This is a genomic window from Chryseobacterium sp. BGA-UO-ETr-SB22, from assembly GCF_059567885.1.
The window spans coordinates 41,793-54,732 of record NZ_JCAQOV010000002.1 but is presented as its reverse complement, the minus strand read 5'-3'; the positions used below and the strand labels follow the sequence as shown (position 1 = coordinate 54,732).

The following is a 12,940-nucleotide window of genomic DNA, read 5'->3' as shown; positions in this document are numbered from 1 at the left end:
TCAATGTAACAATTCCATTGTCATGCTGAGCTTGTCGAAGCATCTATTGGTAAACTGTTAGATTGATACATTGATAAATTATTTTTTTTAATTAAAAAATTATGAACATCTACTCATACCACGGGATTCGTCCCATTATAAAACCCTCTGCTTACATTCATCCGCAGGCAGTCATTATCGGGAATGTAGAAATAGGTGAGGAAGTATATATTGGTCCCAATGCGGTAATCCGTGGGGACTGGGGGAAAATTATCATTAAAGACGGAGCCAATGTGCAGGAAAACTGTACTCTTCATGTCTTCCCCAATATAGAAACCATACTGGAAGAATCTGCACACATCGGGCATGGAGCGATCATTCATTCCGGGCATATTGGTAAAAACTGCTTAATCGGAATGAATTCTGTGGTAATGGACAAAGCGTATATCGGTGACGAAAGTATCGTTGGAGCATTAGCTTTTGTACCTGCCAATTTCAGATGTGAACCCAGAAAACTGATCGTTGGAAGCCCAGCAAAAGTGATCCGTGATGTATCTGACGAAATGATTCACTGGAAAACAGAAGGAACAAAACTATATCAGGAACTGGCAAGAGAAGGAAAAGAAGCCATTCTGCCTTGTGAGCCTTTTACAGAATATATTAAGCAGATCCCAACGAAAATTGTTGATTACAGCATCTGGGATGATATAAAATAATGACCATTTAAAATTAAATATGATTAAAAAAATTGCACTTATATGCAGCATGGTGTTGGCGATGAATAGTGTAGTGTCAGCACAGACTGTTACGACAAAACCGCTTACAATAGGAGAAGTGAGGACCATTAAGTCCAAAACCTTAAATGAGGAAAGAACGCTGAATATTTATCTTCCACAGGGATATGACAAAACAAAAACATATCCAGTGATCTATTTGTTAGATGGAAGCATGAATGAAGATTTTATTCACGTGACAGGATTAGTACAATTCTTTAATCAAATGTATTCCATGCCGGAAGCTATTGTTGTGGGAATTGCTAATGTAGACAGGAAGAGGGATTTTACCTTTCATACAGATTTAAAAGACTTACAGAAAGATTATCCTACGACAGGACATTCTGATAAGTTTATTACTTTCCTTGAAAAAGAATTAAAACCTTATGTGGAAAGTCAGTTTAAAACAACCGATAAATACCTTTTTGGCCAATCTTTGGGAGGGCTTCTTGCAACAGAAATACTGCTGAAGAAACCGGAAATGTTCAACAATTATTTTATCATTAGCCCAAGTTTATGGTGGGATGATGAAAGTCTTTTAAAACAGGCTCCTCAATTACTTTCAAAATCTTCGGATACCAAGAAATTTGTCTATGTTTCTGTTGGGAAAGGAGAACATCCGGTGATGGTAAAAGATGCCGAAGCTTTCTATGATGTTTTGAAAAAAGCAGGAAAGAAAAACTGGACATTGGAATATAAAATGATGGAAACAGATAATCATGCAACCATTCTTCACAGAAGCTTATATGAAGGATTGGTGAAGATGTTTCCCTATCAGGAACCTAAATAAATCAGTTTCATTTGATGAACATTCTGAAAAAATATTGGATCGGAATATTGATTTTTATAATCATTATGAATGCTGTAGGGTTCTATCTGGTAAAAGAGTCAATAGGAATTTCAGATGCTTTGGAACATGTTGAATCAGATGAGGTAATTGCTAAGCTAAAGCGTAAAGATTATTTCTATACATTATTTGTTGAAATTGTCATCATTTTAGATGGTTGGCTGGCGCTTTTTATTCCTTCTTTGATTATTAGAAACTTTATTAAAAAGATTAATCTAAGCAAAAAGTAAAAAACTATATGGAAAAACTAAAAAACTATATCTACGGAGAATGGGTAGAAGGTACCGGAAGCGGAGTTCCTTTATACAATGCCGTTACAGGAGAGCAGGTAGCTGTTTCTGATACTGAAGGGCTTAATTTTGAGCAGGCTCTTGACTACGGAAGAACGGTAGGATACAAAAACCTTTCTTCAATGACTTTCTACGACCGTGGAGAAATGTTGAAAAAAGTGGCTCTTTACCTGTTGGAAAGAAAGAAAAAATATTACGACTTATCATATAAAACCGGAGCTACACACGTTGATTCATGGGTGGATATTGAAGGAGGTTTCGGAACTTTCTTTACCTATTCCGGATTGGCAAAAAGAATGCTTCCTAATACTTCATTTTGGGTAGACGGAGACACTCAGAAAATTTCAGCTAACGGAACTTTCTTAGGAACTCATATTTTAACGCCTAGTGAAGGGGTTTCTGTACAGATTAACGCCTATAACTTTCCGGTGTGGGGAATGTTGGAAAAACTTTCAACTTCCTTATTGGCAGGAGTACCTTCCATTGTGAAGCCATCTCCTTTCGGATCTTATCTTACGAATGCTGTATTCCAGGATATGATTGAAAGTGGAGTATTACCTGAAGGTGCCGTGCAGTTAGTCTGTGGTGAACCGGGAAATATTCTGGATTATATACAAGACGGAGACTCTGTATTATTCACAGGATCTGCCCACACAGGAAGAAAATTGAAATCAATGCCTTCTATCGCTGGAAATGCTGTTCGTTTCAACATGGAAGCAGATTCATTGAACTGTTCTATCCTTGGATTGGAAGCAAAACCGGGAACTCCTGAATTTGACCTATTTATCAAAGAAGTTCGTAACGAAATGACCACGAAAGCAGGACAGAAATGTACAGCGATCAGAAGAATTATTGTTCCTGAACATTTAATAGGTGACGTTCAAAATGCTTTGTCTAAAGCTTTGGATCAGACTAAAATCGGAAACCCATTAAGCAGAGAAACCAAAATGGGATCTTTGGTGGGAAGACAGCAATATGAAGAAGTTCTGAGAAAAGTAGACCTATTAAAATCAGAAACAGAACTTGTCTATGACGGGAAGCACGAACTGGTAGATGCAAACTATGAAAACGGTGCATTTATGAGCCCGAAATTATTCCTGAACGACAAGCCTTTCGAAAAAAATATCTCTCACGATGTAGAAGCTTTCGGGCCGGTATCTACATTAATGCCATATAAAGATGCTGAAGAAGCAGCGGCTTTGGCAAAAAGAGGAAAAGGAAGTTTAGTAGGATCTATCATTTCTCATGACGAAAACTTTATCGCTGAAACTTCATGGAAAATGGCTTCCCAACACGGAAGAATCTTTGTACTGAACAGGGATAACGCTAAAGAAAGCACAGGTCACGGTTCTCCACTTCCTACATTAATGCACGGAGGTCCTGGTAGAGCAGGTGGTGGTGAGGAAATGGGAGGTCTGAGCGGTCTTCATTTCTTCCTACAGAAAACAGCCATTCAGGGATCACCAGATGTATTGAAGGCGATTACTAAAATTTACCAGCAAGGAGCAGAGAAAAAATTCTCGGACAAACATCCTTTCCAGAAATATTTTGAGGAGGTAGAAGTAGGAGACTCTTTAGAAACAGCAGGAAGAACAGTTACCGATGCAGATATCGTTAATTTCTCCAATGTTTCATGGGATCATTTCTATGCCCACACTGATGCCACAAGTTTATCAGGAACAATCTTTGATAAAACGGTAGCTCACGGATATTTCATCCTTTCAGCAGCAGCAGGATTATTTGTTTCCGGGAAAAAAGGACCTGTTATTGCCAATTATGGATTGGAAGACTGTAGCTTCTTCAAACCAGTATATGCCGGAGATACTATCACTGTTTATTTAACTGCAAAAGAAAAAATTAACAGAGGAGTAAAAGGAAGAAACATTCCTTCAGGGGTTGTAAAATGGCTGGTTGAAGTTGTAAACCAAAGAGATGAGGTAGTTTGCGTGGCAACGATCCTGACATTGGTGGCAAAACAATCTCCTTTTATCGATCTGAATGTGAAAAATGTTCAGAAAATGTTGAATGGATTAACGGAAAGTACACCTGCACTTTGGGGGAAAATGTCTCCACAACAAATGATTGAACATTTAGAAAAGGCGGTCTTGGTGAGTTTTGGAGAACCAGAAGCAGAGAAATGTTTTACTCCTGAAGAACATCTTGAAAAATGGCAGGATTCTCTTTACAATCACAGAGCAATGCCGAAAGAATTTACGGCTCCGTTCCTTCCACAGGATGGCTCACTTCCAGAACCAACACACAGAAATCTGGAAGTTGCAAAACAATCGTTTATGGATAACCTGAAGAAATTTGTAATCTATTACAAAGAAAATCCACAGGCAGAACATATGAATTATGTATTCGGAAAACTGAATAAAGAAATGTGGGAACTAATGCATAAAAAACATTTTACTCATCACTTCCTGCAGTTTGGATTGATTTAATTCAAAATAATGATAAAATTTCCCTTTCAGTTTTAAATTGGAAGGGATTTTTATTTTAAATATAACCGGAAAGATATAAATTCAGAAATATTTTTTTAATCATGAAATCTTTAAAAATCTTTGTTACCATTGTCCTTTGGACTTTTTCAATTTTACTCTTTTTTTCCTGCTCGGGAAATCCTAAACCAGACAAAGAAGGATATTTTTCTGAAGAGAAATTTGTTGATAGTTTAAATGCTGGAACAAAAGGAAAAACCAAAGTAGAATTTGAGAAGTATAGACACACAGGCAATGGAGATGTATTTGTTTCAATTAATTTTTATAAATCAAAAAAGAAATGGGTGAAAGGTCAGGAAACAGATGTTGATCTCTGGTTTCTTACAAATAGTTTTAAATTTGATAAAGATGGAATAACCGGTTTGGATGTTCAGATAAGTGATTTCAATAATGATGGCTTCAATGATGTGACTTATCAAAGCGGAGTTGCTGGAAGAGGAGGAAATATAGTGATGACTTTGTTTGTATATAATCCAAAGAATAAAGATTTTATTCACATCAAAAATTCAGATAATTATCCAAACCTAAGTTTTAATTCAAAACTAAACTGTATCAATTCATTGATTTTAACAGGTTCTACCACAACGGCATTTCTAAAAATTAAAAAAGATTCTTTATATGAATTTGCAAGAGTAGATGTTTCTGATAAAATAGTGGTGGAAGAAAAAGATTCTACAGGTAAGTTTAAAATTATTGAAGAAAAAATATTCAAAGGAAATGATGAAGACTTTTATAAGACTTTTAGAAATTACAAACCTTTAGAATATTAATAGGTTTATTTTATATAGATGGGAATGCTCATTATTTCAGTTAGTTATATTCCTTTTGCTTAAAAATGATTAACTTTAATAGGCGAAATCCGAAAAGCATATAGAGTAGGAGAGAATATCAAAACTGATTACAATGAAAAACTTAAAAAAACTTTCAAGACACGAGTTGAGATCTCTTAAAGGAGCCGGGCCAAACTGGTCTTGTGTCCTTAATCCTTGTCCTCCCGGAAGCTGTTGCCTCCCTGGAAGATGGCCTGATATTGCAAGAGCATGTTATATATGTGCCGATTCTTAGCTCTTATAATTAATTTTTTAAATTTAAAACAATATATAAAGCTGCAATTCACTGTGATTTGTGGCTTTATTTTTATAATCTTTTGTTAAAAATCCTGTCCTGTTTGATGTCCTTGGATTTATTTATTATTTTCAAACTTAAAATTAATTCAAAAAATAGAATACTATGAACCAAAGCTGGATGCAAAAATGGGAAGAAGTGAAAAATATTATGGTTTGTCCTACGGATCTGGAGACCTATTTTACTTCGGATGAAATTCTGGGACAGAAAATGGAGACGATGGAAATCGGAAGTGTTTCCCTTCCTTCTGGAAAAGTGGTGGTAAGAGATCCGCTGGTTTCCCTGAATGCGAACCAATCACCTTATTTTATTCAGGCTCCGAAAGGAAATTTTCCTGTGACTATTGCTGTAGTAAAATCCGAAGATTGGGGAGACAGATATGCTGTTGTAAAAGTTGAATTTACCCAAGAAAAACCGGTTATTTACAGAGAAGCTTTGGTGGGAATTGAAGAATTGGAGGGCGTAGCTGAAGATGATTATTTTGGTTTCGCTGTAGATGCAGGTTTGGGATGTATTACTGATAAAGAAGTACTTCCTTTTGTAGATAAATTTGTAGGTGAAATAGATGTTGACAATGTTTATGATGATTATTTCGCTGACCTTTTCTCACAAAGCTACAAAGCTAATCCCAACAATCAGAGAGAAGCAGGAGACTGGATCAATTGGACGATTCCTGGTACCAGTTATCAGATTCCAATGTTTGCAAGTGGTTTTGGTGATGGTACTTATCCTGTTTACTTTGCGTATGATGCTAACGAAGAAATTTGTGGTTTGTACATTCAATTTATCGATATTGAATTGGCTTTAAGTGACGAAGATGAGGATGAAGACGAGGATGGTGATGACGATCAAGCTGAAAATTTTGTTTTCCTTAAAAACTAAATATGAATACAACTTTTGCGGACCATGTCATTGAGTTCAATAAAAATCTTAGCTATACAGGAAATCTTCCCGATGGCTTTGAAGTTCTGAACCCCTATTTGGATAATCCCGAAACATTGATAGTTATGCAGAAGTTTTATCATAAATATTATAATGATTCTTCTCAGAGAAAATTCATGATTGGAATTAACCCAAGCCGCCACGGGGCAGGTGTCACAGGCGTTCCGTTTACCGATACTAAAAGACTCGAAAGTGTTTGTGAAATAAAAATGGAATCTGCCCGTACCCATGAAGTTTCTTCCGTTTTTATGTATGATATGATTGAAGAATACGGCGGTGCTGATCTTTTCTATAAAGATGTTTATATCAACTCCCCGTTTCCGTTGGCTATCGTAAGAAAAACAAAAAACGGATGGCTCAACGCCAATTATTATGATGATAAAGAACTGTTCGAAGCTGTAAAAAGCTTTATGATTGAATCTCTGAAGAAACATATCAGTCTCAATCTGGATACCTCGGAGGTATTTGTCCTGGGTAAAAAAAATGCTGACTTTATTTCAAAACTAAACAAAGAAGCAAAACTGTTTGATGTGATGACTGTTCTGGAACATCCCAGATATATTCAGCAGTACAAATCAAAAGAGAAGCAGCTTTATATAGACAAGTATATTCTGTCATTGAAAAAACATATCCCTTGATAAATAATCAAGGGATTTGTCATTCATGAATTAGAATCTTTATGAGAATGTGGAACTTATGTGAGATTTCCTGATATTAATCTTTAATAACCTTAGTTGATTCTGTTGCTGTTCTGATAATATAAACTCCTTTTGGAAGCTCTGAAATATTGATTTCATTATTTCCTCTTTGAGTTTGTACAGTTTTCAGCATTTTACCATCTACACTGTAGATTTTAGCTTCCGTGGCTTTTTCTGTAGTAATAGAAAGAGGTCCATTGGTTGGGTTAGGATAAACAGTCAGGTTTTTTTGAGTGCTTTTGACTTCTGAAGTGCCCAATACAATGTTACTGTCTTTTACCCAGGTGAAGGCATCTAAGCCTACATATCGGAATGCTCCGCTCGCAGTGATCTGCAGTTCGTCAATCACGATGTTGGAATAATTTTGACCGTTTAAGTTGGTAAGATCAATCAGAGTATATCCGTTTGTAGTCCCTAAGCTTGTTGCAAAGCCTGTAGTTTTTGTTTGGGTAAATTTTGTTACTCCACTTAGTTTTCCGGTTACAGTCAGAGTTCCTGATACATTAAGATCAAGGTTCAATGCTGAAAGATACATCCAGAATCTGTTTACTTTAAATAAATTTGAAGTAGTTTTAATGCTGAATGATGGCGGAGTCTGAGTGTCATTGGAATTATCAATATATCTGTTATCATTTCCTGTTCCGCTCCAGCCTGTTCCCGGGTAATTTCCCTGAATGTCAAAAACACTTACATGTGAAATGATGTTGAAAATAACTCCATTGTCAGTGAAGCTTGTACTTCCGTTCGATTCCGTTTCAAATTGTTCTGTACTGGTCTGCCCGAATGAGATAATTGAAATGAGCAGACTACAAATTGTTAAAAAAGTAGTGCTTTTCATGATGTTTTTTTTGTTTTAAATATTAGGTTATTGTGAATATTAATCCCTAGGAGGATAAATACCTTCAACGCAGATGATATAATTTAAACCCAGATAAGGAGGCATATTATTCACTGGTAAATTTTGTCCTACAAAAGAAATACTTTGCCCGTTAATCACGGTATCAGGATTAGAATCATTTACAAAGCTGGATACCACATTGAAATCTCTTCCTACCTGTGTTCCTGAGATAGCAATAGACGATGCAGCAGTAGGAGTTGATGAGTTGGCATTTTTATTAGCTACTTTCAGTTGAAACCCGCCTCCAATGCTTGGAAGATTTGAAGTTAAAAGGGTATTCTGTGTAGTACCGGATACCACTCCCAAAGGATAAAACTGGTTAGCATTTACATTTCCAGCTCCCAAAGCCATACGTCCTTTTAAATTAGGTAAAGCAAAGGTGGTAATACCGTCTCCACCATAAGTTGTTCCTAAAATAGAGAATAAAGCTGAATTTCTTGAAATAGCTATTAAACTTCCGTCGCAAAACATCCAACCTCTAGGTGCGAAATTTCCTGCAAATAATTTTACAATTCCAATGTACTCTTCCATGGTAATGATTTTTTAGTTTTAAATTCTCTTACTCTTTTTATGGGCTTTTCAGATTCCGCCTTTGGTTATTATTTCTAAGCCAAAGGAACAACTAATACGCAGGGAGTACTAGAGTAGAAAATACCAAATTGAAGATTGCGTATTTCTACGTAAAGGAAATCTTATAAAAGGATGTCTTAATGGAAATTATTATCTTTAAGTTTCTCTGAAAGAGCTGTATTTCGTACTTTTGTAAGAACCCAATAAAAATAAAAATGAGCGAATTTGTAGCATCAGAAATTAAAAATAATATTGCTGAGATCAGTTTCGGAACACCCAAAAGTAACTCTCTTCCGGGAGCAATTTTAGAAAAGCTGGCAGAAACCATCCTTGAAGAGGGGGCGAAAGATGAGGTGAAGGCTATTTTAGTTAAAAGTGCAGGTGAGAAAGCCTTCTGCGCGGGAGCTAGTTTTGATGAGCTCTTAGCTATTGAAGAACTGGCAGCTTCCACACAATTTTTTGGTGGTTTTGCAAAAGTTTTGAATGCTATGAGAAACTGTGGGAAAATTGTAGTGGTAAGAGTTCAGGGAAAAACAACTGGAGGAGGAGTTGGAATTGCTTGTGGAGCAGATTATTGTTTTGCAACAAAAGATTCAGCTTTAGCACTTACTGAAATCAATCTTGGAATAGGACCTTTTGTAATAGGACCTTATGTAGAAAGAAAAATAGGAAAGTCACAATTCTCTGCTATGGCAATTGATGCAGACTTCAGATCTGCTGAATGGGCTGAGCAGCATAATGTCTACCATTCTGTATCAGATTCTATTCAGGAGATGGATGAGAAACTGGATAAGTTTTTACAGACTTTGGCGTCCAGAAGCAGTGATGCTTTAGCGTTAATTAAAAAAGTTTCATGGGAAGGTACGGATCACTTTAATGAATTGATGCCAGCAAGAATTCATATGAGTGCAAGTCTTATCCTGGAAGATTCGGCAAAGAAAAATATTGAGTCTATTAAAGAAAAGTTGAGAGCGAAATAATTTTCTTTGTCACTTCTTAAAAAGCAATAGAATTTTAATCTATATATGATCCGACGAAACATTTGTTTCGCCGGATTTTTTTATGCCTTAAAGTTTTTTTAATATTGAATTGCGTTATTTTTATTTTATTTCATGTTATTGTTTATTTCTGGTAAATAAATGGTCGTTTTGATTGTGTATTTATATTATTTTAACAAATTTTAAATAATTGTTTGATTTTTTTAAAACTAATTTAACATCATTTTGATTTAATTCTTTAATTAATATTGAATAATTGATTAAAAATATTAATTAATTATATTTAATTTAATTAAATATCTTTTTTGTTGTGTTTTTATCATTTTTTGTTGCATATATTTGCATTCACACTGTTAAAATATGTTAAATATGAAAATGAAGCTAATATTGAGTACTGCTGTGCTGTTCTTTGTAGGAGGACATATGGTAGAAGCCCAAAAGACAAAACGTGACACAATACCACAAGATACTAAGATTGATGAAATCGTTGTAGTGGCTTATGGAAGTCAGAAAAGGGAGACTATGGTAGGCTCCAATACAGAAGTTAAAGCAAAACAATTTGCAGACCGACCGATAACGAGTATCGGGCAGGCTTTAGACGGAGCGAGTGCTGGGGTAAAAGTAAGTACCGGAACAGGACAGCCGGGAAGTTCACCAAGTATTCAAATCCGTGGGATAGGTTCTTATGGAATTTCAACTTCCCCTTTATATGTAGTGGATGGAACTATATATACCGGATCTCTAGCAGCGATTAATCCTAATGATATTGCATCATTCAATATTCTTAAAGATGCTGCTTCCACCTCATTGTATGGCTCTGCAGCTGCTAATGGTGTTGTTTTGATTACTACAAAATCAGGGAGAAAAGGAAAAGATGCCTTCAACTTTAGTATGAGTACCGGAGCGGTGGGAAGATCAATTCCTGAATACAATAGAGTGGATGTTTATCAATATTATCCTCTTATCTGGGAGTCAATAAGAAATGGTAGAATGACTTCGATGCCAGGTTCAACGATTGCTGATGCTAATAATTATGCAACAGCACAATTGATTTCTGGTGTCTTGAAAACTAATGTTTTTAATGTTCCTAATACTCAATTGGTTGTTAATGGAGTTTTAAACCCAGATGCAAAACTCAAGTATACAGATTTAGACTGGCAGAAGCCTTTGATGAATACTGGGTTCAGGCAGAATTATGAATTGAATTATAGTGGAGGAAGTAATTCAACAACTTATTTTTCTTCAGTAGGATACACTAATGAAACTGGATATCTTATCAAATCAGATTTTGAGAGATTTACAGCAAGATTAAAAGTAGATTCTCAGGTTAAAAGCTGGTTAAAATTAGGAACAAGTATCAGTGGAGTGTCTTCTAGCGGGAATAATTCCGTAGATGGAGTTGATAATAATTCTGCATATATCAATCCATATAGATGGACAAGAACAATGGCGCCTATCTATAGTCCATATGCTCATGATCCTAATACTTTTGCAACCCTTTATGATAATAATGGGAATGTGATATATGATGCAGGAAGTGGAAGAGGAGCTGATGCCGCGGCAGGAAGAAACGTAATTCAGGAAACACTTTTAAATAAAGATCTTTCTAAAAACTATTATATCATATCGAGAGCTTATGCTGAAATTAAGGTAGATCCTTATCTTACTTTATCCACAAATGCAGGGTATGATATCAGAAATAATAGAAGGAGTACCTATGGGAATAAAATTATAGGAGATGCCGCTCCGGGAGGTTCGGCTGAGAAATACAGTTTTACAGAACAAACCTTTACCTGGAATCAGCTCCTGAACTACAAAAGAAAATTTGGTGATCATAATTTTGAATTCCTTTTAGGACATGAAAATTATAAATACACATATGAGTATCTGTATGGATATAAAAAAGGACAGATTGTTGATGATAATGATGAATTGATCAACTTTGTAACTCCAGCATCACTTACTTCACGTACGGATAACTACAGAAAAGAAGGGGTGTTTTCCCGATTAAATTATGATTATAAATCAAAATACTTGCTTTCAGGATCTATCCGTTGGGATGGTTCATCAAGATTCGCAAAAGATGTAAGATGGGATTCATTCTGGTCAGTTGGTGCTGGATGGAGGCTGAAAGGAGAAGAGTTCTTAAGTAATTCTAATCTTGTTAGTGAATTAAAACTGAGAGGTTCTTACGGAGAAGTTGGAAATGATGGAACAAATAGTTATTTTATGTACAAGAGTACTTATACTTTAGGGTATAATAACGCGCAGGAGCCTGGAATCTTATTTGGCTTTTTAGCAGATCCTTCAATTACCTGGGAAGCAAATAAACAAAGTGATGTAGGGATTGATTTTGGATTTTTAAATAACAGAATTACAGGTTCTGTAGAATACTATAACAGAGTGACTGAAGATTTGATTTTTCCGGTTCCTCTTCCAGTTTCTGCAGGTGTTCCTGATAATACGATCAGCAGAAATGTTGGAACAATGTATAACCGCGGATTTGAATTCACTGTTAATGCTGATGTTATTAAAACACAAAATTTCACATGGAATATCACTGCGAATGCATCTACGCTTAAAAATCAGATCACAGATCTTTCCAATGGGATCACTGAAATTATCAACGGAACCAAGAAAATTTCTGTAGGACATTCAATATATGATTATTGGTTAAGACAATGGTATGGGGTAGATCCTGCCGATGGTTCTCCTTTATTCCTGGTAGCTGATGCATATGTCAATACAACAGCAGCTGATATCAGAACGGTAAATGGTACTAAAGTGACAACCAATTCCAGTAAAGCCAAATTCGATTACTCTGGAACTGCAATTCCTGATTTATTTGGAAGCTTTGGAACATCCATTACCTATAAGCAATGGTCATTATCAGCATTATTTACTTATCAGTTAGGGGGGGAAACGTATGATTCCAATTATGCAGCATTAATGTCCAGTTACTCACAGGGGGGAGCTTTAAGTACAGATATTCTGGACAGATGGACAACTCCAGGGCAGATTACCGATGTTCCGGCATTGAACTCTATAACATACACAAGTTCTAATGCAGCTTCATCAAGATGGTTAGTGAGTTCAGATTTTATTACTTTCAGACAGGCTACTTTAAGCTACAGTTTCAGTCCTGAAACTTTATCTCAGCTTGGTGTGTCAGGATTAAGAATTCTTGTATCAGGAGAGAATTTATGGAGTAAGACGGCAAGAAAGGGACTGGAGCCATCACAGGCATTTAACGGTACTGCATCAAACAGATATACTCCGGCGAGAGTAGTGACTATTGGATTTAATGTATCTTTTTAAA

The 12,940-nt window shown here is 35.8% G+C and carries 12 protein-coding genes; 10 read left to right on the top strand and 2 right to left on the bottom strand.

The features are described from left to right. Positions 1–101: 101 nt before the first annotated feature. The 8 genes from AC57AW_RS01460 (at position 102) to AC57AW_RS01425 (ending at position 7,095) form a co-directional block, all read left to right on the top strand. Positions 102–695 carry an acyltransferase gene (locus tag AC57AW_RS01460; protein ID WP_318849221.1) on the top strand — a complete coding sequence of 198 codons (594 nt, stop codon included), beginning with the start codon at positions 102–104 and terminating at the stop codon, positions 693–695. A gap of 19 nt (positions 696–714) precedes the next feature. Continuing rightward, a complete protein-coding gene (locus AC57AW_RS01455) occupies positions 715–1,542 on the top strand; it encodes an alpha/beta hydrolase (RefSeq protein ID WP_496350571.1) in 828 nt (275 codons plus the stop codon). Positions 1,543–1,556: 14 nt separating this feature from the next. After that, complete coding sequence (locus AC57AW_RS01450; protein WP_496350570.1) at positions 1,557–1,829, top strand: hypothetical protein; 273 nt, start codon at positions 1,557–1,559, stop codon at positions 1,827–1,829. An 8-nt stretch (positions 1,830–1,837) separates the two neighbouring features. After that, positions 1,838–4,333, top strand: a complete 2,496-nt coding sequence (gene paaZ, locus AC57AW_RS01445; protein ID WP_496350569.1) for a phenylacetic acid degradation bifunctional protein PaaZ — start codon at positions 1,838–1,840, stop codon at positions 4,331–4,333. A 101-nt stretch (positions 4,334–4,434) separates the two neighbouring features. Beyond that, positions 4,435–5,160: an XAC2610-related protein gene (locus tag AC57AW_RS01440; RefSeq protein ID WP_496350568.1), complete on the top strand. Its 726-nt coding sequence runs from the start codon at positions 4,435–4,437 to the stop codon at positions 5,158–5,160. Between the two features lie 133 nt (positions 5,161–5,293). After that, positions 5,294–5,455 (top strand): bacteriocin-like protein, encoded by a 162-nt coding sequence (locus tag AC57AW_RS01435; protein ID WP_167497914.1) that lies wholly within the window; start codon positions 5,294–5,296, stop codon positions 5,453–5,455. Between the two features lie 165 nt (positions 5,456–5,620). After that, entirely contained in the window at positions 5,621–6,397 is a 777-nt protein-coding gene (locus AC57AW_RS01430) for a DUF4241 domain-containing protein (RefSeq protein ID WP_496350567.1), read from the top strand. A 2-nt stretch (positions 6,398–6,399) separates the two neighbouring features. Beyond that, positions 6,400–7,095, top strand: coding sequence for an SMUG2 DNA glycosylase family protein (locus AC57AW_RS01425; RefSeq protein ID WP_496350566.1), 696 nt, complete (start codon positions 6,400–6,402; stop codon positions 7,093–7,095). A gap of 76 nt (positions 7,096–7,171) precedes the next feature. Here AC57AW_RS01425 and AC57AW_RS01420 read toward each other — a convergent pair whose 3' ends face one another. Together AC57AW_RS01420 and AC57AW_RS01415 are read right to left on the bottom strand one after the other, a co-directional pair. Further along, on the bottom strand, positions 7,172–7,993 hold the full coding sequence (locus tag AC57AW_RS01420; RefSeq protein WP_496350565.1) for a T9SS type A sorting domain-containing protein: 822 nt from the start codon (positions 7,991–7,993) through the stop codon (positions 7,172–7,174). 39 nt (positions 7,994–8,032) lie between these two features. Next, on the bottom strand, positions 8,033–8,584 hold the full coding sequence (locus AC57AW_RS01415; protein ID WP_496350564.1) for a phage tail protein: 552 nt from the start codon (positions 8,582–8,584) through the stop codon (positions 8,033–8,035). A 254-nt stretch (positions 8,585–8,838) separates the two neighbouring features. Between AC57AW_RS01415 and AC57AW_RS01410 the strand changes: the two genes are divergently transcribed. Further along, positions 8,839–9,603, top strand: coding sequence for an enoyl-CoA hydratase/isomerase family protein (locus tag AC57AW_RS01410; protein WP_318849212.1), 765 nt, complete (start codon positions 8,839–8,841; stop codon positions 9,601–9,603). A gap of 387 nt (positions 9,604–9,990) precedes the next feature. Further along, a complete protein-coding gene (locus tag AC57AW_RS01405; protein ID WP_496350563.1) occupies positions 9,991–12,939 on the top strand; it encodes a SusC/RagA family TonB-linked outer membrane protein in 2,949 nt (982 codons plus the stop codon). The last annotated feature ends 1 nt before the right edge of the window (position 12,940 follow it).

Coding starts and splice junctions, on each gene's coding strand:
- AC57AW_RS01455 (WP_496350571.1), top strand. CDS start 715: ATGATTAAAAAAATTGCACTTATATGCAGCATGGTGTTGGCGATGAAT.
- AC57AW_RS01410 (WP_318849212.1), top strand. CDS start 8,839: ATGAGCGAATTTGTAGCATCAGAAATTAAAAATAATATTGCTGAGATC.
- AC57AW_RS01415 (WP_496350564.1), bottom strand. CDS start 8,584: ATGGAAGAGTACATTGGAATTGTAAAATTATTTGCAGGAAATTTCGCA.
- AC57AW_RS01430 (WP_496350567.1), top strand. CDS start 5,621: ATGAACCAAAGCTGGATGCAAAAATGGGAAGAAGTGAAAAATATTATG.
- AC57AW_RS01405 (WP_496350563.1), top strand. CDS start 9,991: ATGAAAATGAAGCTAATATTGAGTACTGCTGTGCTGTTCTTTGTAGGA.
- AC57AW_RS01460 (WP_318849221.1), top strand. CDS start 102: ATGAACATCTACTCATACCACGGGATTCGTCCCATTATAAAACCCTCT.
- AC57AW_RS01440 (WP_496350568.1), top strand. CDS start 4,435: ATGAAATCTTTAAAAATCTTTGTTACCATTGTCCTTTGGACTTTTTCA.
- AC57AW_RS01435 (WP_167497914.1), top strand. CDS start 5,294: ATGAAAAACTTAAAAAAACTTTCAAGACACGAGTTGAGATCTCTTAAA.
- AC57AW_RS01425 (WP_496350566.1), top strand. CDS start 6,400: ATGAATACAACTTTTGCGGACCATGTCATTGAGTTCAATAAAAATCTT.
- paaZ (WP_496350569.1), top strand. CDS start 1,838: ATGGAAAAACTAAAAAACTATATCTACGGAGAATGGGTAGAAGGTACC.
- AC57AW_RS01450 (WP_496350570.1), top strand. CDS start 1,557: ATGAACATTCTGAAAAAATATTGGATCGGAATATTGATTTTTATAATC.
- AC57AW_RS01420 (WP_496350565.1), bottom strand. CDS start 7,993: ATGAAAAGCACTACTTTTTTAACAATTTGTAGTCTGCTCATTTCAATT.